The sequence below is a fragment of the Pseudomonas sp. HT11 genome (assembly GCF_044875395.1).
Classification (GTDB): Bacteria; Pseudomonadota; Gammaproteobacteria; order Pseudomonadales; family Pseudomonadaceae; genus Aquipseudomonas.
Genome location: NZ_CP173217.1, coordinates 5388857 through 5414969, shown reverse-complemented (window position 1 = coordinate 5414969; position 26113 = coordinate 5388857). Strand labels below are relative to the sequence as shown.

The 26113-nt window shown below is 58.4% G+C and carries 19 protein-coding genes, 1 other RNA gene and 1 pseudogene; 11 read left to right on the top strand and 10 right to left on the bottom strand.

What is annotated here, in order from left to right; all coding sequences use genetic code 11:
• Positions 1-11: 11 nt before the first annotated feature.
• The 7 genes and pseudogenes from ABWL43_RS25030 to ABWL43_RS25000 all read right to left on the bottom strand — a co-directional run bounded on the left by ABWL43_RS25030 (position 12) and on the right by ABWL43_RS25000 (position 10524).
• Positions 12-1067 (bottom strand): NAD(P)-dependent oxidoreductase, encoded by a 1056-nt coding sequence (locus ABWL43_RS25030; protein WP_404485061.1) that lies wholly within the window; start codon positions 1065-1067, stop codon positions 12-14.
• A 64-nt stretch (positions 1068-1131) separates the two neighbouring features.
• Positions 1132-3819, bottom strand: a complete 2688-nt coding sequence (locus ABWL43_RS25025; protein WP_404485058.1) for a phosphoenolpyruvate carboxylase — start codon at positions 3817-3819, stop codon at positions 1132-1134.
• A 637-nt stretch (positions 3820-4456) separates the two neighbouring features.
• Positions 4457-4845: pseudogene (locus tag ABWL43_RS25020) on the bottom strand (integrase arm-type DNA-binding domain-containing protein); the annotation flags it as partial.
• A gap of 186 nt (positions 4846-5031) precedes the next feature.
• Positions 5032-5428: a transfer-messenger RNA gene (gene ssrA / locus ABWL43_RS25015) on the bottom strand.
• 103 nt (positions 5429-5531) lie between these two features.
• Entirely contained in the window at positions 5532-5813 is a 282-nt protein-coding gene (locus tag ABWL43_RS25010; protein ID WP_106579272.1) for a hypothetical protein, read from the bottom strand.
• A gap of 135 nt (positions 5814-5948) precedes the next feature.
• On the bottom strand, positions 5949-8759 hold the full coding sequence (locus ABWL43_RS25005; RefSeq protein ID WP_404485054.1) for an FAD-binding and (Fe-S)-binding domain-containing protein: 2811 nt from the start codon (positions 8757-8759) through the stop codon (positions 5949-5951).
• A 70-nt stretch (positions 8760-8829) separates the two neighbouring features.
• Positions 8830-10524, bottom strand: a complete 1695-nt coding sequence (locus ABWL43_RS25000; RefSeq protein ID WP_404485051.1) for a lactate permease LctP family transporter — start codon at positions 10522-10524, stop codon at positions 8830-8832.
• Positions 10525-10775: 251 nt separating this feature from the next.
• Between ABWL43_RS25000 and ABWL43_RS24995 the strand changes: the two genes are divergently transcribed.
• Positions 10776-11543: an FCD domain-containing protein gene (locus ABWL43_RS24995; RefSeq protein ID WP_242200392.1), complete on the top strand. Its 768-nt coding sequence runs from the start codon at positions 10776-10778 to the stop codon at positions 11541-11543.
• Between the two features lie 37 nt (positions 11544-11580).
• On the opposite strand, the gene smpB is transcribed toward ABWL43_RS24995, so the two are convergent.
• Positions 11581-12063 (bottom strand): SsrA-binding protein SmpB, encoded by a 483-nt coding sequence (gene smpB, locus ABWL43_RS24990; RefSeq protein WP_003176160.1) that lies wholly within the window; start codon positions 12061-12063, stop codon positions 11581-11583.
• 166 nt (positions 12064-12229) lie between these two features.
• On the opposite strand from smpB, the gene ABWL43_RS24985 reads away from it, so the two are divergent.
• Positions 12230-12664 carry a type II toxin-antitoxin system RatA family toxin gene (locus ABWL43_RS24985; protein ID WP_124418492.1) on the top strand — a complete coding sequence of 145 codons (435 nt, stop codon included), beginning with the start codon at positions 12230-12232 and terminating at the stop codon, positions 12662-12664.
• Complete coding sequence (locus ABWL43_RS24980; RefSeq protein ID WP_262208600.1) at positions 12657-12959, top strand: RnfH family protein; 303 nt, start codon at positions 12657-12659, stop codon at positions 12957-12959. Before ABWL43_RS24985 ends, ABWL43_RS24980 begins: the two co-directional genes overlap by 8 nt.
• Positions 12960-13024: 65 nt before the next feature.
• Here the strand turns inward: ABWL43_RS24980 and ABWL43_RS24975 are convergent, their stop codons facing one another.
• Complete coding sequence (locus ABWL43_RS24975; protein ID WP_106579266.1) at positions 13025-13552, bottom strand: outer membrane protein assembly factor BamE; 528 nt, start codon at positions 13550-13552, stop codon at positions 13025-13027.
• Between the two features lie 98 nt (positions 13553-13650).
• Here ABWL43_RS24975 and fur point away from each other — a divergent pair, with 98 nt between their 5' ends.
• Complete coding sequence (fur, locus tag ABWL43_RS24970) at positions 13651-14055, top strand: ferric iron uptake transcriptional regulator (protein ID WP_024077449.1); 405 nt, start codon at positions 13651-13653, stop codon at positions 14053-14055.
• An 87-nt stretch (positions 14056-14142) separates the two neighbouring features.
• On the opposite strand, the gene recN is transcribed toward fur, so the two are convergent.
• On the bottom strand, positions 14143-15816 hold the full coding sequence (gene recN / locus ABWL43_RS24965) for a DNA repair protein RecN (RefSeq protein ID WP_242200396.1): 1674 nt from the start codon (positions 15814-15816) through the stop codon (positions 14143-14145).
• A 254-nt stretch (positions 15817-16070) separates the two neighbouring features.
• Here recN and grpE point away from each other — a divergent pair, with 254 nt between their 5' ends.
• The 7 genes from grpE to greA all read left to right on the top strand — a co-directional run bounded on the left by grpE (position 16071) and on the right by greA (position 26104).
• Complete coding sequence (gene grpE / locus ABWL43_RS24960) at positions 16071-16631, top strand: nucleotide exchange factor GrpE (RefSeq protein WP_017139264.1); 561 nt, start codon at positions 16071-16073, stop codon at positions 16629-16631.
• A 102-nt stretch (positions 16632-16733) separates the two neighbouring features.
• Positions 16734-18650 carry a molecular chaperone DnaK gene (gene dnaK / locus ABWL43_RS24955; RefSeq protein ID WP_106579264.1) on the top strand — a complete coding sequence of 639 codons (1917 nt, stop codon included), beginning with the start codon at positions 16734-16736 and terminating at the stop codon, positions 18648-18650.
• Between the two features lie 316 nt (positions 18651-18966).
• Entirely contained in the window at positions 18967-20091 is a 1125-nt protein-coding gene (gene dnaJ / locus ABWL43_RS24950) for a molecular chaperone DnaJ (RefSeq protein WP_119741042.1), read from the top strand.
• A 10-nt stretch (positions 20092-20101) separates the two neighbouring features.
• On the top strand, positions 20102-20908 hold the full coding sequence (dapB, locus tag ABWL43_RS24945; RefSeq protein ID WP_145162164.1) for a 4-hydroxy-tetrahydrodipicolinate reductase: 807 nt from the start codon (positions 20102-20104) through the stop codon (positions 20906-20908).
• A gap of 259 nt (positions 20909-21167) precedes the next feature.
• A complete protein-coding gene (carA, locus tag ABWL43_RS24940) occupies positions 21168-22304 on the top strand; it encodes a glutamine-hydrolyzing carbamoyl-phosphate synthase small subunit (protein ID WP_124418491.1) in 1137 nt (378 codons plus the stop codon).
• Between the two features lie 105 nt (positions 22305-22409).
• Complete coding sequence (carB, locus tag ABWL43_RS24935; protein WP_145162157.1) at positions 22410-25631, top strand: carbamoyl-phosphate synthase large subunit; 3222 nt, start codon at positions 22410-22412, stop codon at positions 25629-25631.
• Complete coding sequence (gene greA, locus ABWL43_RS24930; protein ID WP_083356716.1) at positions 25628-26104, top strand: transcription elongation factor GreA; 477 nt, start codon at positions 25628-25630, stop codon at positions 26102-26104. Before carB ends, greA begins: the two co-directional genes overlap by 4 nt.
• The last annotated feature ends 9 nt before the right edge of the window (positions 26105-26113 follow it).

Sequence of the window (26113 nt, the reverse complement as noted above, 5' to 3'; positions counted from 1 at the left end):
TGTCCGATAGGTTAACGCACGCGGGCGGCGTTACTGAATGCATGGATTTTGTCGACGATCTGGCGCGATGCCGTCCTGATTGCCGTGGTGGTATTGCCGGCGATATGCGGCGTCAATTGCGCGCAGGGAATGCCGGTCAGTGGCGACTCGAACCGGTCCTTTTCCAGGGCAAAGGTATCGATGGCGACCGCCTTGATATGCTTGGGAAACTGGCGCATGAAGGCTGCCAGCTGGTGTTCGTCGACGATCCCGCCGCGTGCGGTATTGATCAGGATTGAACCTGGGCGCATCTGCCGGAACTCGGCAGTGCCGAACAAGCCTCGGGTCAGCGTGGTGAGCGGGACGTGGATCGAAACGATGTGCGCCTCGGCCAGTAACTGCGCAAGGTTTGCTCGTCGCTCAAGCTCAAGGCTGCGTGCTACCTGTTCGGTGAAGCGCTCCGACCCGGTGGCGATCACCTTGATGCCCAGCGCCGCCGCCTTGCGTGCCACCTGTCGGGCAATGCTGCCGGTGCCCACCAGCCCAAGCGTGAGTTCGGCGTATTCGGGGGTAGGTGCCAAGGTGCCTTTTGCCCAATGGCCGTTGTGGGTTTGGACGTTGTAGTAATCCAGGTCGCGAGACAGAAACAGCGTCTGGGCCACGACGTACTCGGCAACAGCGGCCGCGTTGGAACCTGGCGTGTTGAGTATCGCCACGCCGCACTGCTCGCACTCGAGCCGATCAATATGATTAACCCCGGTGCCGGCCTGGGCAATAGCGCGCAGTGGTGTGGCCAACGCGGGCGAGCTGGCGGCGCGGATCAGGCTGGCGCCCAGGGGGATGTTCAAGCGCGTCTTGAACACGCTGTAACCCCCGGCCCGATTCACGGCGGCAATAAAGGCCGGCTCGTCGTGGCAGTTGATCTCGGCATAGTGAATGCGCGTGGTGTAGTGCTGCCGGATGCGCTCTTTGTCCGCGAAATAGTGCAGGTTGAGGGTGACGGCCAGGCCCAGCTCAAGAAAGCGATCAACTTCCTCAAACAGTAACGGTGGGCCGGGGGCATCGAGTATCAGGGTAGTAAATGCCATACAGTTGATCCTCTTGCAGGGTAGCGCCTGCCGATACCCAGGTTGCCCTGGGTATCGGGGCTGATCACCAGGTGAAATGGTGGGCGCTGATGGGATCGACCAGACCTGCATCGGTACTCACGGCTGCGAGGAACCCGCTGTAGAAATCATTCAGCGATGAAGACTGGATGAACTCGGGATTGCTCTTGGCGTAGATAAGAAACAACCGATAGATTCTCAGGTTCTTTTCCTTGCGGTAGACCTCTGCCTTGAGGCTAGGCCACAGGTTGAGCAAGCTGCCTTCCTTGATTTTCCAAGGGTCCGCCGGCTCGGTGCCGATGGTGGCTTTGTAGACGAAACGTTTACCTTCAATCACCTCCAAGTGCAGGCTGGCCAACAGCTGTTCAGCCGTGCCGACGGCTTCGCCCTTCAACGCTTCAGCCAGCGCCAGGATGTGGGCCTTCTCCGGGATGCTGCCGGTCAAGGTCAGCCAGGCGCATTTGAGGTCGGTTCGCGCAATGGCATAGGCCATGCCTTTGACGTAGGTGTGAAAGCTCTCATCTTCGTTGAAGGCCTTCGAGACCTGCGTTGCCGGCTCTTGCGCGAACTGCCCGACGCCGATCAGTTCGCTGTGCAACCCACCGGCCAGCAGGGCGCGGGTCCAGGGAATCGCACGAATGGCATCGGGTCGCGACTCGAAAACCTTGATGTTGAAGATACGCGAAGGCGGCCGGGTGCCCTTGGCGGTGGCCCTGACCACATCAAATCGCGCCAGGTCCCGCAGCAGGGAGGGCAGCGCCGGGTGCTCGAAGAACGTCGCTTGATAGCGTCGCACCACCTCAGCCCAGCGTTGGATCCTGCCCGCAACGACCTCTTCGGACGGTTGCGGCTGGGGCTCGGCGTGCATGCGGTACAACTGGCTGAGGAAGTTGACGGACTGGTTGCGGGTCAGCAGATGAGCGCGCATCTCCGCGCACCCGGCCAGCATGAAGCGGGTTTCCGGGCCCTCCAGCGCGCCGAACTCCTGCAAGGTCTCGGCGATCACGCCGTTACACCGTGCATGTTCCCCGCCCATGATCACGTGGACAACCACCTCGACACCGTAGCGGGCCGCGATCCGCTTGTGCTGGTTGGCAATCGCCATGTTCAGTTTGTGCATGGCCTTGCCGCCTTGTTTGCCCGTGTCGCTGGGGCCAAACGTGATGTATTGGCGGTTGCCCCGCGTTGCCAGGTGCTGGCGGTACAACGGGTTTTCGTACACCTCATGCACCGTCGCCAGCGTGCGCTCGGCACCCGCCAGGTCTTCGGGTTGCAGGGCGATGTCGATACCGTCCCGCACCTGGGCCGCCTTCATCAGGAACAGCACCTCCAGCGCGCTGAGGGCCGAGGTGTATTCGGCGATCCCGTGGATTTTCATGCGGTCGCGATACCGATCGATCATTTCAAACCGCTCGAGCGCGTTGCGCGCATCGTGCATGCGGATGTAGCTCGGGTCCTGCTCCATCAGCGCGATGTAATCCTGGCCGGCGTATTGCTGGGCTTTCTTGGTGTAGATCGACGTGGTGCGTTGCAGATAGCCTTGCCAGAGGGCAGCGGGAGCCTGGGACTCGTCGCCTTCCAGCGCGACCTCAAGCGCGGCCTGGCGCGCACGCTCATCCAGCTCGTGATAGTGCCGGCCTTGGCCCAGGCCGATGGTTTCCAGCCACTGGCTGGAAAGAATCTCATCGACCACGCTGCTGAACATCTCGGCGTTTTCACGAAACTCGATATCCAGGTAGTGAAAGCCAAACGCATGCACCCGCAGCAGCAAGCGGTCAATGGCGGCCGGCTGGGTAAAACGGATGCTGCCCAGTGCTTCGATCAGCTCGGCGGGCTGCTCGAAATGCTCGGGATGATCCTTGCCCAGGCGTGCGCGAATCTCTTCCAGGCGATGCCGTGCGCCGCCGTCCTTGATCAGGCTGTCGATATCAGCGATGTAGCGATTACGCAGCGCGGTTTCCAGCGCCACGACCAGGGTTTCGGTGTGCTGGTTGGTGTCATAGGGGCGGCCATCTTTGTCGCCGTATAACCAGGTAAACAAGGTCAGCCATTTTTCCTGCGGCGCCAGGCCCAGGGCGTGATGCACGTCGGGTAACGCGTCATACACACTGTTGGCGTAAAAAATCTGCGACTCGATATCGGTGCCATTACTGCCCGACCACACGGCGTTGTACAACTCCAGCAGGAGCTGCGCAGTGACTTGGGTTTTTTTCAGGCCACGGTCTTCGATGTGCTGCGCCAGTTTCTGCAAGACCAGCACGACGGAATGCTTGAGCTGGTCGGTCTCTTTGCACAGCAGCCCCAGGCTGATATTTACCCCCGACGGCGCTGCAATCAACTGCGAGTCGAGCGTGAGCAACTGACGGGGCAGGCTGGCTTGCGAAGCGATCTGGGTCGCCACACTCCTGACCGACAATTCGAACAGCAGCTGCTTGATCAGCAACAGCTTCCAGAACGCCTCGACGTCTTTGCTTGAGCGGGATTCGAAGAACGCCTTGCCCAGAGCCGCCGCCAGCTTCGAATCAGCCTTGTCCAGATACGACAGCGTATCGATTTCGGCGTAGATCCTCAGGCAGGCACGAGTGTGCGGGGTTTGCGAAGCATCATCCGTGTTTGCCTTGAGTGCGTGCTCCAATGCCCGCCATAGAACGTCATGCAGTAACGCAGGGTTGGTATGGCCGATTGATGGGCGAGTTGATGCATTTTCCAGTATGGAGTTGATCACATGATTCATGGGTTCAAGCCTCGATAATTACAAATCCCTTATTTGCATTGCGCCAAACAGGCACAAGCAAAATCATCAATGTCCCAGGCTTAACCCACTGCGTCGCAACGAACGGAACTCACCTGTTCGCCGACAGAAAGCCCCCCTTGTCGGTACCGAAAAACGGCAAAAAATTGAAACAACTTGTTACATCTGTGAGCAATAAAGCATGCCCCCGTTTTCTCGACAAAAGACCTTTTTGGAATAAACGGCATCGAAAAAATGATAGGAAGCTATCAAACATTGTTGGATGAAGGTCTAATTTTGAGCGCCGATATTTTCTTAAGCTTCTGTTTTTTCGAGATGAAAAAAAGCTAAAAGAAAAAATAGCCAGAAAAGCGTTGGTAGAGCGGCGAGGTATTTTCTAGAGGGATATGAAAAAAGTTTCATGAGGCTAACAGCCGCTCCCCGCTCCCCTACACGAGCCTTTATATGATCCAAATGAAACTCTCGGAGGTTAAATACGCCAGTTGGCGCTTCGAACCTCGTCTTTATCGACATGTGCCAGCGCGACCTCGATCAGTTCCGGATCCTACCCATGCTCGTTCAGGATGGTGCTGGCCATGGAGCGCATGTCGGGAAGCACATGCAGCGTGAGCGACCGCTAAATGTCCTCGGCATAGGCCGGCGTGACCGTATCTTTTTTTAAGCTCGAACCAGGCAGTGCTACGTTCTCGAAGGTGTGTTCCGTTTCTGCACGCCGTGCCTCATTTAGCGTATCGCGCTGCACTTTCGGATCGATGCCTTGGGCGAGCAGCTCGCGGGCTTGCACTGCCATCTTTCGGGCGTTCGCCAACGAAAGCTCTGGGTAGGTACCCAAGCCCTTGTTAATTCAGTTCTTGGTCACCGGTTCACGGTAGTTGAAATTCCATAGCAAAGAACCGTTGCCGCGTAGTCGAGGTTGCAAACCGTCCCCGTCGATGAGGACGTAATCCTTGGACGCGGGTTGACTCCCTTGAGGTGTCGATCGGAAAGGCAGAGGGTTTGAGCAGTCATGAGAGTTCCCTCACACGCTGATTTGGTATTCCAAAGGTGAGCACCGGAGGTGCTGGAATACCGTATGGAATACCAAAACTTCTGAGCTCCAAAAAGCTACGAAGACCTCAATAGACGCTGACGCCTTGTATTCACTGGATTTCAGGCACAAAAAAAGACGTCCGTGGACGTCTTTAGATGATGAAGTGGTGGAGCCGGGGGGATTTGAACCCCCGTCCGCCAGTACTCCGCTGTCGGTACTACATGCGTAGCCGTATCTATTAAGTTAACCCTCAGCGACCCGAAGGGCAGGGTGCTTTGGGCGAGTTGTGTAAGTTTTAGCCGCTTCGTCCACAACGTACTGCACGGCGATTCTGTTCTATATGACAATCACTTTGGGTTTACAGACATCCCCTGGTGATTGCTGGACCCGAAGGTACCAGAAGCTCAGGTCTAAGGCTGCTTACGCAGCGATAGCGAATTCCTGGCCGTAGTTTTCGTCATTGGCAACTATAAGAAGTTGCAACAGTGGATTTACGAGTTCTGTTACCAACTCGGCATGCACCTAAAGTTTCGCGACCGGCGTCGAATCCTAAACGGCCCCGTGCTTGTAACTCGTTGTTTCATAGCGAGTGACAAGCCTGTGCAGTGTACGCCAAACCGTCACAGAAGGCCAACCCGAAGGTTGACCTCTGCGGCTGGCGTGGTTACTGATTGCCGCCTTTGTCGCTGTTCTGCAGGTCTTGCAGGGCTTTGGAGGTGATCTCGATGCACTTCTTGTCATCACCGGCCGCGTGCGCGGCTTTGGCTTGGGAGACAGCGGTATCGATTTCGCCTTTTTTGCCACTGGTATCGGTTGCGAGCAGGGCTTGGCCGTTATTGATTTTGTCCAGATTGATTTTGCACAGATCAGGCTCACCGGCAGCAAAAACAGGGGAGGCCATCATCGCAGCGGTAATGAACAAGCCAGCAAGAGCGGAACGCTTCATAGGGTATCTCCTTGCGAAAAAGGGCTCGACGCTGCTGGCGTTCAGAGGCGGCCAGCGACATCACTGTTAAGCCTCGTACGCCGAGGCCTATTCAAATGACTACGCAGACGCACAGGCGTTCGGTTTAGTGGCCATTTAATGCGCTCGAGCTTGCGTTACCCGGTCCACCAGATACACCAACCCGTGATAATCAATGCCTCCATGCTGGCTCAGGCCGATCTCGCAGGTGCGGCTGGTGGAAATGCCTTCGCTGCAATGTTGCACGGCGTCCTTGAGCGACCGCAGTGAGTGGGCGTTGAGCTCGGGCGTGGTAAAGCCTTTGTCGCCGGCAAAACCGCAGCAATGGATGCCTTCCGGGATCACCACGTTTTTTGAGCAGCGTCGCGCGAGATCAATCAACGCCTGGCTCTCGCCTAGGTGCTGAGTGCTGCAGGTGACGTGCACGGCGATGGGCGCCTCCTGCGGCGTGAAGTCGAGGCGGTCCATCAGGTGGGTGCGGATAAAACGCACCGGGTCGTAGAGGTCCAGGCGTGTTTCGCCCAGGTCTTGTACCAGGCGCAGGGTGCAGGGGCTGGTGTCGCAATAGATCGGGTCGAGGCCGCCGCGGCTGGCGTGGAGCAGGGCGCCGATCAGCTCCTGGCGTTTGTGCTCGGCTTGTTCAGCGTAACCTTTGGAGGCGAACGGCTGGCCGCAGCACAGGCTGTCCTGATTGTCGGGAAAGACTACCTGGTAACCGGCTTTTTCCAGCAGCCCTCGGGTCTTTTCGTACAGCGACATCTGCTCTTTATCACCCGCCGCCGGGCCCATGGCGCGTGAGACGCAGGCTGCCAGGTAGACCACGCGCGGTCGCTCATCCGTCACGGCCGGGCTGAAGCGAATGGCTTTTTCCGGCTGAGGCATGGCGCTGCTCCACTGCGGGATTTGCCCCTTGGACAGCTTAGTCACCGTCGCGGACAGTTTGGCCAGGCGTGGCGCGCCCAAGAGCATGCGCGCGCCGTTGGCGACATGCAGGGTAAAGCGCGCACCTTGCAGTGCCGTGGCGAAATGGCTGGCAAGCCATTCGGCGGTTTTCTGACTGTCAGCGTCACGGGCGCGCAGCTTTTTCACCAGGTCGCCGGTATTGATGCCTACAGGGCAGCGTTGAGCGCATAACCCGGTGGCGGCGCAGGTGTCGATGCCTTGGTAGTGGTAAGCCGCTTCCAACTCGGTGGTGTCTGCACCCGCGCGTTTCTTCGCCTGGATATCGCGCCAGATCACAATGCGCTGGCGCGGGCTCAAGGTCAGGCCCTTGGAGGGGCATACCGGCTCGCAGAAACCGCACTCGATGCACTTATCCACAATCTCGTCGGCCGCAGGCAATGGCTTGAGGTGTTTGAGGTGAATGTGCGGGTCTTCGCTGAGCACCACGTCGGGGTTGAGAATGCCATTGGGGTCGAGCAGGCGTTTGAGCTGCCACATCAACTGATACGCATCGCTGCCCCATTCCAGTTCAACGAACGGCGCCATATTACGGCCAGTGCCATGTTCGGCTTTTAGCGAGCCACCAAACTCCACTGCCACCAATTGCGCGACGTCGTCCATGAACGCTTGATAGCGTGCGATTTCTTCGGTGCTGTTGAAGCCTTGGGTGAACACAAAGTGCAAATTACCTTCCAGGGCATGTCCGAAAAGGATGGCTTCGTCGTAGCGATGTTTGTCGAACAACTCGATCAAGCGATTCACGCCGATGGCCAGTTGCTCGACCGGGAAGGTCACGTCTTCGATGATTACGGTGGTGCCGGTTTTACGTACAGCACCCACGGCGGGGAAGGTGTCTTTGCGGATGGCCCACAGCCTTGCGTTTTCGACCAGATCTTCGGTGAAGTCGACCTGTTTTTCCACAGGGAAAGGTGCCAGGGACGCCATGATCAGCGACAGCTGCTCGTGCAGCAACGACGGCGACGCGGCGCGGGATTCGATCAGTAGCGCGCAGGCATTTTCCGATAACTGCTGTACGAAAGCGGGCATGCCCGGTTTGTCCTGTACCGAACGCATGCTGCGCCGGTCCAGCAACTCGACGGCCGAGACCGGCTGGGTTTTCAGCACCGTCACCGCGTTGCAGCAGGTTTCGACATCCGGGAACACGATCAGCGCCGAAGCTTTGTGCGGGTGATCGATCACCGTGTCGTAAGTCACCGCGCTGATAAAACCCAGGGTGCCTTCGGAACCCACCAGCAAGTGGCTGAGGATATCCAGTGGCTCGTCGAAATCCACCAAGGCATTGAGTGACAGGCCGGTGGTATTTTTCAGACGGTATTTGTGGCGGATTTTGGCCGCCAATTCAGCGTTTGCCCGCGTCTCACGTCCCATCGTCGCCAGGCGTTCCAGCAGCGCGCCATGTTGGTTGCGAAAAGCCGCGACGCTCGCCGCATCTTCGGTATCCAGGCGGCTGCCGTCGGCCAGTACCAGCCGGATGCCAGCCAGGGTGTGATAGGTGTTCTGCGCGGTACCGCAGCACATGCCGCTGGCATTGTTGGCGACGATGCCGCCAATTTTGCAGGCATTGATCGACGCGGGGTCCGGGCCAATCTTGCGTCCGAACGGCGCAAGCCACGCATTGGCCTGCGCGCCAATCACGCCGGGTTGCAGGCGGATCTGTGTGCCTTGCCCACGAATCTCGCGACCGTTCCAGTTGTCACCCAGCACGATCAGCACCGAGTCGCTGATGGCTTGGCCTGACAGGCTGGTGCCCGCCGCGCGGAAGGTCACGGGTACGCGATCACGCTGAGCCAATTGCAGCAGTGCAACTACTTCGTCTTCCGACTCCACGCGGATCACCAGCTGTGGGATCAGTCGGTAAAAACTGGCGTCGGTGCCGAAGGCCAGGGTGGAAAGTGGATCGTCGAAGCGACGATCTTTCGGGATCAGTTGTGCGGCGTCGCTCAGAAAAGCAGCATGCAGGCTCATCGGTCCTCCAGAAATAGCTGACGCCGGCATGAGTGTCCGGCGTCGATTCTTACCCTATTACGTGCAGGTTTCAGTGCACCAGCATACCGGTGAACCAGTAGGCCTGCGCCAGCGTGATCAGCCCGACGATGGTGGCAAAAAACAGGCTGTGCTTGAGGGTAAAGCGGAACAGATCGGATTCCTTGCCCACCAGGCCGGTGGCGGCGCAGGCGACGGCGATCGACTGCGGCGAGATCATCTTGCCGGTCACGCCGCCGCTGGTATTGGCGGCAACCAATAGCACGTCGTTGACGCCGATCTGGTGGGCAGTGGTGGCTTGCAGCGAGCTGAACAGGGCATTGGACGATGTGTCAGAGCCTGTCAGAAAAACGCCAAGCCAGCCAAGGAACGGCGAGAAGAACGGGAATGCAGCACCGGTTCCGGCCAGCACCAGTGCCATGGTCGAGGACATGCCGGAGTAGTTGGTAACGAAGGCAAACGCCAGCACCATGCCAATCGAGAGGATCGGCCAGCGCAGCTCATAGAAGGTCTCTTTTAAAGTGGTAAGACCAGTTTTTACGTTGATCTTGAGCACCAGCATCGACACGAGTGCGGAGAAGAAAATCGCCGTGCCGGTGGCTGAAATGGGGTCCAGTTTGAACACGGCTGGAATCGCCGTTGGGGTGGTGACGATCGGGGCGACCTTGATCACCAACTGGTCCAGGTGCGGGATCGCGAAGTTGAAGACCCAGCTGTACATCGAACCGCCCGCCGCGAACATTGCCTTGAAAGGTTTGAGGGTCCAAAGGGTGACCAGGACGGTCAGGATCAGGAACGGCGACCAGGCTTTGAAAATCTGCCCCAGGCTGTAGGGCGAAGCGACCGTTTGGCGCGGTTGGCCGAAGCCGCCGACACTGGCGGTAACTGCGGCGCTGGACGTCGCGCCGGCAATCTGCGCGCCCGCGGTGCGCTTGGGCTGCCAGACTTTCAGGAACAAGGTCAGGGCTATCAGGGCGGCCAGCGCGGAAGTGATGTCCGGCAGCTCCGGGCCGATGAAGTTGGAAGTGAAATATTGGGTAACGGCAAAGCTCAGGCCTGCCACCAAGGCGGCCGGCCAGGTTTCACGAACGCCACGCAGGCCGTCCATCATGAACACCAGCCAGAACGGCACGAACAGCGACAGCAGGGGCAGTTGGCGGCCGGTCATGGCGCCGATCTTGAATGCGTCAATGCCGGTGACCTGGCCTGCGACGATGATCGGAATACCTAGCGCGCCGAAGGCCACTGGCGCCGTGTTAGCGATCAGGCACAGACCGGCGGCGTACAACGGGTTGAAACCCAGGCCGACCAGCAGGGCGGCAGTGATCGCCACAGGTGCGCCGAAGCCGGCCGCGCCTTCGAGGAACGCGCCGAAGCAGAAACCGATCAGCAGCACTTGCAGGCGCTGGTCGTCGGTAATCGACAGCACTGAGCTGCGGATGATCTCGAACTGGCCGCTCTTGACCGTCAGTTTGTAGAGAAACACGGCTGCGACGATGATCCACGCGATAGGCCACAGGCCGTAGGCAAAGCCATAACCAGCGGCGGCCAGTGCCATGTCCACGGGCATCTGGAAGGCAAAGATAGCCACCAGGATCGACAGCCCCAAGGTGATGCTCCCGGCGACGTGGCCTTTGAGGCGAAACACGGCCAGGGCGAGGAAGAAAAATACGATTGGAATGACGGCGGCCAATGCGGACAGGTCGAGGCTGCCGAGCGGGCTGTAGAGCTGTTGCCAGGTTTGCATATGGGGTGGCCCCTGATTGTTGTTGTTAGGTCAGCGTGGGTAATTGGTAATACCAATTTACAGTTGCTGTTGGCTAGAGTAAAAGCCTGGGATGGGGTGTGTCAATTTGCCGCTCGCGAAACTTTGGTCGTATCTGGGCGGCGCAGAGGTTCTGCTCGGGTAAATCGAGGGCGTTCTGATAGGTGCCGCAAGCGCGGCGATAGGCCAGAATAGAGGGCCCGGCGAGTGGTCGGGATTGTGGAGAGTGAGTTATGGGGTTTGATCAGGTGCGTCAGCGCCGTTTGTCTGACGATATCGTCGAGCAGCTTGAGGGCATGATCCTCGAGGGCACGTTGAAGTCGGGCGAGCGCTTGCCGGCCGAGCGCGCGTTGGCTGAGCAATTTGGCGTGTCGCGCCCATCGTTGCGCGAGGCGATCCAGAAGCTGGCGGCCAAGGGGTTGCTGGTCAGTCGCCAGGGCGGCGGCAACTATGTGGCGGACTCCCTGGGGTCGACGTTCAGCGACCCGCTGCTGCACCTGCTGGAAAATAACCCCGAGGCCCAGCGGGATTTGCTGGAGTTTCGCCAGACGCTTGAAGCATCGTGTGCTTTTTACGCCGCACAGCGCGCCACCGAAGTTGATCGTGAGCGGCTGACTGCAGCGTTTGAGGCATTACAGGATTGCTACACGCGCGTTGATGAAGTGAGTCGGGTGGAGGAGGGTGCGGCGGATGCGAGGTTTCACTTGGCTATCGCCGAGGCCAGCCATAATGCGGTGTTGCTGCACACCATCCGCGGCTTGTTTGATCTGCTCAAGCGCAACGTGGTGACCAACATCGGTGGCATGTATCAACAGCGTACGGAAACCCGCGACATGCTGATCAGTCAGCACCGGGATTTGTACCTGGCGATTATCGAGGGGCGGGCCGAGCAGGCGCGTGAGGTTTCAACACGCCATCTGCTGTATGTGCAGGAGGTGTTGGAGGAGGTGCGTCAGGAGGTCCAGCGCGTGGCGCGGGCGGAGCGACGTAAAGGCCTGTAGCCCGGGTGAGTCACCCAGGGCTACATCGTCACAAGGATTATTCTTCCTTGCCCTTGTTGCGTACGGCGCGATGCAGCTCACGATTGGAATCGCGCTCGCGCTCGGTATCGCGCTTGTCGTATTCCTTTTTACCCTTGCCCAATGCGATCTCGCACTTGACCAGGTGCTTGCTCCAGTACCACGACAGGCAGATGCAGGCATAGCCTTTCTGCTGTACAGCGGCGGCGAGCTTTTCGAGTTCGCGGGCGTTGAGCAACAGCTTGCGCGTGCGCACCGGGTCAGCAATCACGTGGGTGCTCGCGGTGGTCAGCGGGGTGATATGACTGCCGAGCAGCCATGCCTCGCCATCCTTGAGCAATACGTAGCTGTCGACCAGTTGCAGCTTGCTGGCGCGCAGACTTTTTACTTCCCAGCCGGCCAGGACCAGACCAGCCTCGAACCGATGTTCGATGAAGTAATCGTGTCGCGCCTTTTTATTTTGCGCGATGGTCCCTGTGGGGTGTTTCTTTTGTTTAGCCATAGGGGCGGCATTATAGGGAGTTGCGAGCGTGTCGGCTACGGTCAACCTGCGTGCTTGAGCGTGTTGGACGAATCCCGGACAATACCGGCAGTTCTTTGGTTTTTTTCTCTCGCGGATCGGGCTGTTCTTTCGCGATGTTTGCCTCAGCAGTGGAAGTAACGCTCACATGACGACGCATATTCAACGTTCGGCTTTATTGCCTTATCCGGCGCAGGCGCTCTATGACCTGGTCAACGACGTGGCGCGTTACCCGGAATTCCTGCCATGGTGCAACACCGCCGAGGTGCTGGAGAGCAGTGATGAGCACATGGTTGCCAGTGTCGGTGTGGCGAAGGGCGGCCTCAGCCAGCATTTTGTTACGCGCAATGTGTTGGTCCCTGGGCAATCCATCGAAATGAATTTGCAAGAGGGGCCGTTCACCCAGCTTCATGGGGTATGGGTGTTCAAGGCGCTGACTGACAAGGCCTGCAAGATCAGCCTGGACCTGTCCTTTGATTATGCGGGGCCGATTGTGCGGGCAACGTTGGGGCCTTTGTTCAACCAGGCGGCCAATACGCTGGTGGACGCATTCTGCCAGCGGGCCAAGCAACTGCATGGTTGAGATTGAGGTGGTGTATGCCGCCGAAGACCGTCAGGTCTTGTTGGCGGTCACTGTGCCGGCGGGCACAAGCCTGAGGGCTGCGGTGCTGGCGTCGGGTATCGCAGTGCACTTTCCAACAGTAGTCTTGGCTGATTGCCCTTTGGGCATATTCGGCAAGGTAGTTACGGATGCGGATACGCGCGCTGTGCAGCCGGGTGACCGTATCGAGATTTACCGGCCCTTGCTGGCAGACCCCAAGGAAGTGCGCAGGCTGCGCGCGGCCAAGGCGGCGATAGCCCGGCAGAAAATTTCATGACTCCCTGCTAAAAGGCAGGCAACAAAAAGCCCGGCATGCCGGGCTTTTTATCGAGCGCCGCAAACTTACTGCGGGCCGGTGTCCAGAGGCTGAGGCGTCGGGACTGGAACGGTTTGCACGCCGTCCACGTCCTTCTGGATCTGATCCAGCAAGGAGCCTGGCTTGGCCGGCACTTCAGACTTAGGCTTTTCTGCTTCCTGCGCGGGCGCAGTCACATTGGTGCCGTTGTCCTTGCCCAGCAAGGCTTCATCACGGCTTACGCCAGGCATGAAGTCACCGGACAGGCTGACAAGCTGGTCATTGCCATTGAAGATGACACTGACGCGTTCCTGCTGGCGTTCACCGCCACCAGGCTGGATGCTGTAGAGATAATCCCAGCGATCGGCATGAAAAGTGTCGGTCAGCAGGGGGTTGCCCATAATAAACCGTACTTGCCGTCGGGTCATTCCCGGGCGTAACTGGTCTATCATGTCCTGCGTGACGACATTGCCCTGCTGGATGTCGATTTTGTAAACCCCGGGGAATGAACAACCGGCGAGTGCGAGCAGTCCCACAAGGGTGAAACTGGTTAGCAAGAGCTTGGTGTTTTGCATCGGTGGGCGACTTCCACTATCTTGGCTGGGACAACGTAAACGCCGATCATACCCGTATTAAGAGAAGCTGCGAAGCAGCATCCGCGAGAAAGCTAACCATGGTTGAAAATAGCGAACTACGCAAAGCCGGTCTTAAAGTGACTCTGCCACGAGTCAAGATTCTACAAATGCTCGATTCTGCTGAGCAGCGCCACATGAGTGCCGAGGATGTTTACAAGGCGCTGATGGAGTCTAACGAGGACGTTGGCCTGGCCACGGTTTACCGTGTGCTGACCCAGTTTGAAGCCGCAGGGCTGGTGGTTCGTCATAATTTCGACGGCGGTCATGCGGTGTTCGAATTGGCTGACGGTGGTCATCACGATCACATGGTTGACCTGGATACCAACGAGGTTATCGAGTTCACCAGTCCGGAAATCGAGAAGCTCCAGAAGGCTATCGCCGAAGAGCATGGTTTCGATTTGGTGGACCATAATCTGGTGCTGTACATCCGTAAGAAAAAGTAAAAATCGACGCAGATTTGCTCTGCAAAACGATTGAAGGCGACCCTAGGGTCGCCTTCGTGCTTTCTAAATAGAAGAAATAACCGGATTTTAGGCCTTGGCTGCCACGACCATTTTCTTCGCGTGGGCCAAAGACTCTTTGGTCAGGTCGATCCCGCCCAGCATCCGCGCCACTTCTTCCACACGTTCCGACTTGTTCAGTTTGGAGACGGCCGTGTGGGTCGCATCGCTGCCGCGTACTTTATGTACAAACAGGTGCTGATGCCCTTGAGCGGCCACTTGCGGCAAGTGGGTCACGGTCAAGACCTGCCCACGTTCGCCCAGGCGGCGCAGCAATTGGCCAACAATTTCCGCAGTCGGCCCGCCGATACCCACGTCTACTTCATCGAATACCAGCGTGGGTACTCGTGAGGTTTGCGCGGTAATGACCTGGATCGCCAGGCTGATTCGCGACAGCTCGCCGCCAGACGCCACTTTCGCCAACGCCTTGAGCGGCTGACCGGGGTTGGCGCTCACCAGCAGCTCCACCTGTTCCAGGCCGTGGGGTTGCAGCTCATTGCTGGTGTTGGCATGCAGTTCGATGGTGAAGCGCCCGCCCGGCATGCCGAGGCGCTGAATTTCCTGCTCTACCGCTGCGGCCAGGCCTGTGGCCGCCTGCTGGCGCAGCTCGCTTAATTCGCGAGCTTTCTCCTGATAGTGGCGAGCAAAGGAGGCGAGCTCGTCACCGAGGCGCTCAATGGATTCGTCATTCGCGTTCAAGGTTTCGATTTCATCCAGCAACTTCTGCTGCATCGTCGCTACTTCGGTTGGCTGAATTCGATGTTTGCGGGCCAGGGTGTAAATAGTGTCCAGACGTTCTTCGATTTCCTGCAGGCGCGCTGGGTCCGCGTCGAAGTGATCAAGAAAGCGATTCAGTTCGCCCACGGCCTCTTCGACCTGGATCTGTGCGCTGGTCAACAGTGTTGTGGCTTCACTCAGCGAGCCGGACGCGTTGTTCACGCTGGACAGTCGATTGAGGCTGGCGGTCAATGCGTTCAGGACATTGCCCGAATCACTTTCGCTGCACTGCTCCACCACTTGGCGACAGATACCCAGCAGGGTTTCGGCATTGGTGAGGTTCTTGTGCTCCTGCTCAAGTTGCTCCAGCTCGGTTTCGCCGAGGCCCAGGCTTTCGAGCTCTTCAAGCTGATAGCTAAGCAGCTGATGGCGAGCGCGCTGCTCGTCGCCGGAATTGGAGAGACGCTCCAGCTCCTGACGAGTCTGACGCCAGCGCTGGGCGGCAAGTTGTACCTGCCGGGCCAGGTCGGTGGCGCCGGCATACTCATCGAGCAGGCGGCGATGGGTATCGGTTTTCAGCAGGGATTGGTGTTCGTGCTGGCTGTGGATATCGATCAGCAGCTCGCCCAGGGCTTTCAAGTCGCCAAGAGGGCAGGGCGTGCCATTGATGTAGCCGCGCGAGCGGCCTTCCGCGGTGATGACCCGGCGCAGGATGCACGGGCCTTCATTATTAAGATCGCGCTCGGCCAGCCAGGTTTCGGCTTCTGGAATGTCTGCCAGGTCGAAGGTCGCCAGGATATCGGCCTTGTCCGCACCGGGTCGCACCACGCCGCTGTCGGCACGGTCGCCAAGCGTCAGGCCCAGGGCGTCGAGCATGATCGACTTGCCGGCACCGGTTTCGCCTGTGATTACGCTCATCCCGCGATCCAGTTCGAGGTCCAGATGTTCAACGATGGCGTAGTTATGTACAGACAGGTGCACGAGCATGGCGGCCGCTCCGAGGCGTTAGGTCTGGTTATTTATACAGTGTTTTGTTTGAGGCTGACAATCCTGATGCTTAGCTCGATTTGCTTGATTGCAGGAGTTTCTTAGCTCAATGAGGAATGAGTGCGCAGGAATTGATCCAGAGCACGCGAAAGACTTTTGGTAACGCCTGCGCTCTTGAACCTGGAAATTGTGGCCCCATATACCGGAACAGAAGCGCGAGTTGAGTTCGCGCATGATTTTGAAAGGAGAAATCTATGGCTGACGAACAGACGCAGGATACGCAAACTCCAGACGCCAATTCGGCTGCCGGTGATGAGCTGGCGACTCGTGTGCAAGTGCTCGAAGAGCAATTGGCTGCTGCGCAGGATCAGTCTTTGCGTGTTGCCGCCGATCTGCAGAACGTCCGCCGCCGTGCCGAGCAGGATGTCGAGAAGGCTCACAAATTCGCGTTGGAAAAATTCGCCAATGACCTGCTGCCGATTATCGATAGCCTGGAGCGTGGCCTTGAGCTGTCCAACCCGGACGATGAAAACATCCGCCCGATGCGCGAAGGAATTGAGCTGACGCTGAAAATGTTCCAGGACACCCTCAAGCGTTATCAGCTGGAAGCTATCGATCCGCAAGGCGGCGAGCCGTTCAATGCGGAGCATCACCAAGCCATGGCCATGCAGGAAAGCCATGACCTGGAGCCCAACAGCGTATTGAAAGTGTTCCAGAAGGGTTATCAGCTCAACGGTCGCTTGTTGCGCCCGGCAATGGTGGTGGTGAGCAAGGCTCCTGCACCTGTTGCACCTTCTATTGATGAGCAGGCTTGAAATCAGTCGTAACGGCCCCATCTATAAGTCAAGCGTTTAAGTGCTACCGCAGTTAGCCACCACTGCTGCGGCAACCAAATTAAAGTTTCGGGAGAGTAAATCATGGGCAAAATTATCGGTATCGACCTGGGGACTACCAACTCCTGCGTCTCCGTGCTGGAAAACGGCGTTGCTAAAGTTATCGAAAACGCCGAAGGCGCGCGTACCACGCCGTCGATCATTGCATACGCCAACGACGGTGAAATCCTCGTGGGTCAGTCGGCCAAGCGTCAGGCTGTGACCAACCCGCACAACACCCTGTACGCGGTGAAGCGTCTGATCGGTCGTAAGTTCGACGAAGAAGTCGTACAGAAAGACATCAAGATGGTCCCTTACAAAATCGCCAAGGCTGACAACGGTGACGCCTGGGTTGAAGTAAACGGCCAGAAAATGTCGCCGCCGCAAATCTCGGCTGAAATCTTGAAAAAGATGAAGAAGACCGCCGAAGACTACCTCGGTGAAGCAGTGACTGAAGCGGTGATCACCGTTCCGGCCTACTTCAACGACAGCCAGCGCCAGGCGACCAAAGACGCCGGCCGCATCGCGGGCCTGGACGTAAAACGTATCATCAACGAACCTACCGCAGCGGCTCTGGCTTACGGTATGGACAAGGCCAAGGGCGACCACACTGTGATCGTTTACGACCTGGGTGGCGGTACTTTCGACGTCTCCGTGATCGAGATCGCTGAAGTTGACGGCGAGCACCAGTTTGAAGTGTTGGCCACCAACGGCGACACCTTCCTGGGTGGCGAAGACTTTGACATTCGTCTGATCGACTACCTCGTTGACGAATTCAAGAAAGAAAGCGGCATGAACCTCAAGGGTGACCCGCTGGCCATGCAGCGCCTGAAAGAAGCCGCTGAGAAAGCCAAGATCGAGCTGTCTTCCGCTCAGTCGACCGACGTGAACCTGCCGTACATCACTGCAGACGCCACCGGTCCTAAGCACTTGAACGTGAAGATCTCGCGTTCCAAGCTGGAAGCACTGGTTGAAGACTTGGTTCAACGCACCATCGAGCCTTGCCGCATCGCGCTGAAAGACTCCGGTATCGACGTTGGCTCGATCAACGACGTGATCCTGGTTGGCGGTCAGACCCGTATGCCACTGGTTCAGAAGCTGGTCACCGAGTTCTTCGGCAAAGAAGCCCGTAAGGACGTGAACCCGGACGAAGCCGTTGCCATGGGTGCTGCTATCCAAGGTGCGGTACTGGCCGGTGACGTGAAAGACGTGCTGCTGCTGGACGTCAGCCCGCTGACTCTGGGTATCGAAACCATGGGCGGCGTGATGACCGCGCTGATCGAGAAAAACACCACGATTCCTACCAAGAAATCGCAAGTGTTCTCGACTGCCGACGACAACCAGGGCGCTGTGACCATTCACGTGCTGCAAGGTGAGCGTAAGCAAGCGGCGCAGAACAAGTCTCTGGGCAAGTTCGACCTGGCTGAGATTCCACCAGCACCACGTGGCGTGCCGCAAATTGAAGTGACCTTCGACATCGACGCCAACGGCATTCTGCACGTAGGCGCTAAAGACAAGGCCACAGGCAAAGAGCAGAAGATCACCATCAAGGCCAACTCCGGTCTGTCTGATGAAGAAATTCAACAGATGATTCGTGATGCTGAAGCCAACGCTGATGCAGATGCCAAGTTTGCTGAGCTGGCCGGCGCCCGTAACCAAGGCGATGCCCTGGTTCACTCGACGCGCAAAATGATCTCCGAAGCAGGCGACAAAGTGACTGCTGAAGAGAAAACCGCAATCGAAGCAGCTGTGGTTGCCCTGGAAGCCGCTATCAAAGGCGACGACAAGGCTGCCATCGAAGCCAAGGTTGAGGAGCTGTCGAAAGTTTCCGCACCGGTTGCTCAGAAAATGTACGCCGAACAAGGCCAGCCGGCAGAAGGCGCTGCGCAGCACGCAGAGCCTGAAGCCAAGCACGACGATGTTGTCGATGCCGAGTTCGAAGAAGTTAAAGACCAGAAGTAAGTTGGTCGCCCGGTTGACCGCTATCAAGCGGTGACTGGTAGGATGTCGCCGCGCGGGAGCTTGCTCCCGCGTTGGCGTGTCTGGGGTATGCGAATTTTTACAACATGCGACAAGGTTCGGATGTTGGCGGTGTGACTGGGAATGCTCCTGCTTCCTGGCGACAGTCACCGCGTTTTTGGCCGGCTCCCTGGCTAAAAGCAGTTATGACCAGGATCGTTGAATTGACGTGAGTTGGGTCCGGGCCTGTATTGGGGCTCAACGAGTTTGGCAAGGCTCAGGAGGGTCTGGCCGAACGTCCTTAAGAGTGCAAAGACTTATGGCAAAGCGTGACTATTACGAAGTGTTGGGTGTGGAGCGTGGCTCCAGCGAGGCGGACCTGAAAAAGGCTTACCGTCGCCTGGCGATGAAGCACCACCCGGACCGTAATCCGGATAGCAAAGAATCCGAAGAGCTGTTCAAAGAGGCCAATGAGGCCTACGAGTGCCTGTCTGATCCCAACAAGCGTGCGGCCTACGACCAGTATGGTCATGCGGGTGTTGACCCAAGCATGGGCGGCGGCGGTGCTGGCTTTGGTGGTCAGAATTTCTCCGATATTTTCGGCGACGTATTCAGCGACTTCTTCGGCGGTGGCCGTGGCGGCCAGCGTGGCGGCGCTCAGCGTGGCAGCGATTTGCGCTACACCCTGGAGCTGAACCTGGAAGAAGCCGTGCGCGGCACCAGCGTCAATATCCGTGTGCCGACGCTGGTCAATTGCAAGCCGTGCGATGGCTCGGGCGCCAAGAAAGGCTCCTCGCCGATCACGTGCCCAACCTGCGGCGGTATTGGCCAGGTGCGTATGCAGCAGGGCTTCTTCTCGGTGCAGCAGACCTGCCCGCGTTGCCATGGTCAGGGCAAGATCATTTCTGATCCGTGCGACTCCTGCCACGGCGAAGGCCGCGTAGAAGAGTACAAGACCCTCTCGGTGAAGGTGCCGGCGGGTGTCGATACCGGTGATCGCATTCGTCTGTCGGGCGAAGGTGAGGCGGGGACTCAAGGTGGGCCTACGGGCGACCTGTATGTGGTGATCAATGTGCGCGAGCACTCGATCTTCCAGCGCGATGGCAAACACCTGTTCTGTGAAGTGCCGATCAGCTTTGTCGATGCGGCCCTGGGTGGCGAGTTGGAGATTCCGACGCTGGACGGTCGGGTCAAACTCAAGATTCCTGAAGGTACGCAGACCGGCAAACAGTTCCGTATTCGTGGCAAAGGCGTTGCGCCAGTGCGCGGTGGCGGTGCTGGCGACCTGATGTGTCGCGTGGCGGTGGAAACACCGGTCAACCTCGGGCGTCGTCAGCGCGAACTGCTGGAAGAGTTCCGCAGTTCGTTGGAGGGTGATGACTCCCATTCGCCGAAAACCACCGGATTTTTCGATGGCGTGAAGCGCTTCTTCGGCGACCTGTAAGGAAGTGAGTATGCGACGTATAGCCGTAATGGGCGCTGCCGGGCGCATGGGCAAGACGCTGGTCGAAGCGGTGCAGCAGCGCTCGCCGGCCTCGGGGCTGACGGCGGCGATTGTTCGCCCGGGCAGCACGTTGATCGGTGCGGATGCAGGTGAGCTGGCCTCGTTGGGGCGCATCGGCGTTTCGTTGTCTGGCAACCTGGAGCAGGTGGCTGACGAGTTCGACGTGCTGATCGATTTCACCCTGCCGGAGGTGATGCTGAAAAACCTGGCGTTCTGCCGCAAGGCGGGCAAAGCCATGGTGATCGGTACCACGGGCTTGAGTGCTGAGCAGAAGCAGTTGCTGGTGGAGGCGGGCAAGGATATTCCAATCGTCTTCGCTGCCAATTTCAGTGTGGGCGTGAACCTGTCGCTCAAGTTGCTGGACCTGGCCGCTCGTGTGCTGGGTGATGAGGCGGATATCGAGATCATCGAGACCCATCATCGCCACAAGATCGACGCGCCGTCGGGTACCGCATTGCGCATGGGCGAAGCCATCGCCGATGCGCTGGGGCGTGATCTGTCGAAAGTCGCGGTGTATGGCCGTGAAGGTCATACCGGGGCGCGTGCGCGTGACACCATCGGTTTTGCCACTGTGCGCGGTGGCGATGTGGTGGGTGATCACACTGTGCTGTTCGCCTCCGAAGGCGAGCGCCTTGAGATCACGCACAAAGCCTCAAGCCGCATGACATTCGCCAAGGGTGCGGTACGTGCCGCCCTTTGGTTGGAAGGTCGTGAAGCGGGGCTGTACGACATGCGTGATGTGCTGGATCTGCACTAATCAGTAGCTAAAACGGGGCCTCAGGATTATCCTGAGGCCCCGTTTTTACCCGCTAGGCGACTTCCTGTCGCATTCCCCTGCCTTTAAGGCTCATTAGCGGTGGACCAAAAAAGCCTTTTTCTGTAAGCTACAGCTTTAGTGTGTCCACTAAAAGCGCGCAGAATAATTCAGTGAAGAAGCGGGGTGACGTGTCCATACGTCACTCCGCTTTTTTACAACCTGCGATCGCCCTTTCAGGCTTTATTTACGGGAGGTCTTCTTGACTAAGCCAGCCATACTCGCCCTTGCTGATGGCAGCATTTTTCGCGGCGAAGCCATTGGAGCCGACGGTCAAACCGTTGGAGAGGTAGTGTTTAACACTGCCATGACCGGCTATCAGGAAATCCTTACCGATCCTTCCTACGCCCAACAGATTGTTACCCTGACCTATCCGCACATCGGCAACACCGGTACTACACCGGAAGACGTCGAGTCTGATCGTGTCTGGTCGGCTGGTCTGGTCATTCGTGACCTGCCGCTGGTTGCGAGCAACTGGCGTAACACGATGTCGCTGTCCGATTACCTGAAAGCCAACAATGTTGTGGCAATCGCCGGTATCGACACGCGCCGCCTGACACGCATCCTGCGTGAAAAAGGCTCGCAGAACGGCTGCATCATGGCGGGTGACAATATTTCCGAAGAAGCGGCGATTGCCGCAGCGCAAGGCTTCCCTGGCCTGAAAGGCATGGACCTGGCGAAAGTTGTCAGCACCAAAGAGCAGTACGAGTGGCGCTCCACTGTCTGGGACTTGAAGACCGACAGCCACGAGACCATCGCCGCTGCCGACCTGCAATACCACGTGGTCGCCTACGACTACGGGATTAAGTACAACATCCTGCGCATGCTGGTTGAGCGCGGTTGCCGCGTGACCGTGGTGCCGGCGCAAACCCCGGCCAGTGACGTGCTGGCCCTGCAGCCGGACGGTGTGTTCCTGTCCAACGGCCCGGGTGACCCCGAGCCTTGCGATTACGCCATCAAGGCGATCAAGGAAGTGCTGGAAACCGAGATTCCGGTATTCGGTATCTGCCTCGGTCACCAGCTGCTGGCCCTGGCCTCCGGCGCCAAGACCCTGAAAATGGGTCACGGCCACCACGGCGCCAACCACCCTGTGCAAGACCTGGACACTGGCGTTGTGATGATCACCAGCCAGAACCATGGTTTTGCGGTGGATGAAGCGACTTTGCCGGCCAACGTTCGCGCTATTCACAAGTCGCTGTTCGACGGTTCCCTGCAAGGCATCGAGCGCACCGACAAGAGCGCGTTCAGCTTCCAGGGCCACCCTGAAGCCAGCCCGGGCCCGAACGACGTAGCGCCGCTGTTCGACCGTTTCATCAATGAGATGGCCAAGCGACGCTGACTGAGCGGCCTGCGGGCGGCCCCGAATGTCGGTGGCCCCCGCAGGCTCTTCAAAGAGTGTTCAAGACGGCTTGCCGACTGACCTGCGGATTTGAGTGACAAACCCATGCCAAAACGTACAGACATAAAAAGCATCCTGATTCTCGGCGCTGGCCCGATCGTGATCGGCCAGGCCTGCGAATTCGACTACTCCGGCGCCCAGGCCTGTAAAGCCCTGCGCGAAGAGGGTTACCGCGTCATCCTGGTGAACTCCAACCCGGCCACCATCATGACCGACCCGGACATGGCCGACGCCACCTACATCGAGCCGATCAAGTGGCAGACCGTTGCCAAGATCATCGAAAAAGAGCGTCCGGACGCGCTGCTGCCAACCATGGGCGGCCAGACCGCACTGAACTGCGCCCTGGACCTAGAGCGCGAAGGCGTCCTGGAAAAATTCGGCGTAGAGATGATCGGCGCCAACGCCGACACCATCGACAAGGCTGAAGACCGCTCGCGTTTCGACAAGGCCATGAAGTCCATCGGCCTGGATTGCCCGCGTTCCGGTATCGCCCATAGCATGGAAGAGGCCAATGCGGTCCTCGAGAAGCTGGGCTTCCCGTGCATCATCCGTCCGTCCTTCACCATGGGCGGCACCGGTGGCGGTATTGCCTACAACCGTGAAGAGTTCGAAGAAATCTGCGCCCGTGGTCTGGACCTGTCGCCGACCAAAGAGCTGCTGATCGACGAATCCCTGATCGGCTGGAAAGAGTACGAGATGGAGGTTGTCCGCGACAAAAAGGACAACTGCATCATCGTCTGCTCGATCGAAAACTTCGACCCGATGGGCGTGCACACCGGTGACTCGATCACCGTTGCTCCGGCACAGACCCTGACGGACAAGGAATACCAGATCATGCGTAACGCCTCGTTGGCGGTACTGCGTGAGATCGGCGTGGAAACCGGCGGTTCCAACGTTCAGTTCGGCATCTGCCCGGACACCGGCCGCATGGTCGTGATCGAGATGAACCCGCGTGTATCGCGTTCTTCGGCGCTGGCATCGAAAGCCACCGGCTTCCCGATTGCGCGTATCGCTGCCAAGCTGGCGATCGGTTACACCCTGGACGAGTTGCAAAACGAAATCACTGGTGGCGCTACGCCGGCATCCTTCGAGCCGTCCATCGACTACGTCGTGACCAAGCTGCCACGGTTTGCCTTCGAGAAGTTCGCCAAGGCTGACGCTCGCCTGACCACCCAGATGAAATCCGTCGGTGAAGTCATGGCCATCGGCCGGACTTTCCAGGAGTCCCTGCAGAAAGCCCTGCGTGGCCTGGAAGTGGGTGTTTGCGGTCTGGACGAGAAGCTCGACCTGAGCAACCCGGAAAGCATGAGCGTGCTCAAGCGCGAGCTGACCGTACCGGGCGCCGAGCGTATCTGGTACGTGGCCGATGCTTTCCGCGCTGGCATGACTGTCGAACAAATCTTCGGCATGAACATGATCGACCCGTGGTTCCTGGTGCAGATCGAAGATCTGATCAAGGAAGAAGAGAAGGTCAAGACCCTCGGTCTGTCCTCCATCGACCGCGACCTGATGTTCCGCCTCAAGCGCAAAGGTTTCTCCGACCAACGTCTGGCCAAGCTGCTGGGTGTGACCGAGAAGAACCTGCGCACGCATCGCCACAAGTTGGATATCTTCCCGGTCTACAAGCGCGTTGACACCTGCGCTGCCGAGTTCGCCACCGACACTGCATACCTGTACTCCACCTATGAGGAGGAGTGCGAAGCCGCGCCGTCGGGCCGCGACAAAATCATTATTCTGGGCGGCGGTCCAAACCGTATCGGCCAGGGCATCGAGTTCGACTACTGCTGCGTACACGCCGCTCTCGCCTTGCGCGAAGACGGGTACGAGACCATCATGGTCAACTGCAACCCGGAAACCGTTTCCACTGACTACGACACTTCCGACCGTCTGTACTTCGAGCCGGTCACCCTGGAAGACGTGCTGGAAATCTGCCGCGTCGAGAAGCCAAAAGGCGTGATCGTCCAGTACGGTGGCCAAACTCCGCTGAAACTGGCTCGCGCCCTAGAAGCAGCCGGCGTGCCGATCATCGGCACCAGCCCTGACGCCATCGACCGTGCCGAAGACCGTGAGCGCTTCCAGCAGATGGTTGAGCGCTTGAGTCTGCGTCAGCCGCCTAACGCCACCGTGCGCAGCGAAGACGAAGCCATCCGCGCAGCCAGCAAGATCGGTTACCCGCTGGTGGTGCGTCCGTCCTACGTATTGGGCGGCCGTGCGATGGAAATCGTCTACGAAGAAGAAGAGCTCAAGCGTTACCTGCGTGATGCGGTGAAAGTGTCCAACGACAGCCCGGTGCTGCTGGACCACTTCCTCAACTGCGCCATCGAGATGGATGTGGATGCTGTTTGCGACGGCACCGACGTAGTGATCGGCGCGATCATGCAACACATCGAGCAGGCGGGCGTTCACTCCGGTGACTCCGCATGCTCGCTGCCGCCATACTCGCTGCCGGCGCACATCCAGGACGAGATGCGCGAGCAGGTCAAGAAAATGGCTCTGGAACTGGGCGTGGTCGGCCTGATGAACGTTCAGTTGGCGCTGCAAGGCGAAGACATCTACGTCATCGAAGTCAACCCGCGTGCTTCGCGTACCGTGCCATTTGTTTCCAAGTGCATCGGCGTTTCTCTGGCGATGATTGCTGCCCGTGTGATGGCCGGTAAGACCTTGAAGGAAATCGGCTTCACCAAGGAAATCATTCCTAACTTCTACAGCGTGAAAGAGGCGGTGTTCCCCTTCGCCAAATTCCCTGGTGTGGACCCGATCCTGGGCCCAGAGATGAAGTCCACCGGTGAGGTGATGGGCGTGGGCGACACCTTCGGTGAAGCGTTCGCCAAAGCCCAGATGGGTGCAAGCGAAGTGCTGCCGACCGGCGGTACCGCGTTCATCAGTGTGCGTGATGATGACAAGCCGCTGGTTGCAGGCGTGGCCCGTGATCTGATCAACTTGGGCTTTGAAGTCGTGGCCACCGCCGGGACCGCCAAGCTGATTGAAGCTGCCGGCCTGAAAGTGCGTCGCGTGAACAAGGTGACGGAAGGCCGTCCGCACGTTGTCGACATGATCAAGAATGACGAAGTCACCCTGATCATCAACACCACTGAAGGTCGCCAGTCGATCGCGGACTCCTACTCCATTCGTCGTAATGCCTTGCAGCACAAGATCTACTGCACCACTACTATTGCTGCTGGCGAAGCCATCTGCGAAGCGCTCAAGTTCGGTCCGGAAAAGACCGTGCGTCGCTTGCAGGATCTACACGCAGGATTGAAGGCATGACCAAATACCCAATGACCGTCCAGGGCGCCAAGGCCCTGGAAGAGGAACACGCCCATCTGACCAAGGTTGTCCGTCCGAAGCTGAGCCAGGACATCGGTACGGCCCGCGAGCTGGGTGACTTGAAGGAAAACGCTGAATACCATGCTGCTCGCGAGCAGCAAGGTATGGTCGAAGCGCGGATCCGTGACATTGAAGGCCGTATGCAGAACGCGGTGATCATCGACGTCACGACCATCCCGCATACCGGCAAAGTGATTTTCGGTACCACCGTGGAAATCGCCAACGTCGAGACGGATGAGCGCGTTGTTTACCACATCGTCGGCGAGGACGAAGCTGACTTCAAACTCGGCAAGATCTCGGTTGGTTCGCCTCTTGCTCGCGCCTTGATTGCCAAGGAAGAGGGTGATGTGGTGGCGGTGAAAACGCCCGGTGGCGTGATCGAGTACGAGATTGTTGAAGTTCGTCACATCTGAAAGACGGCG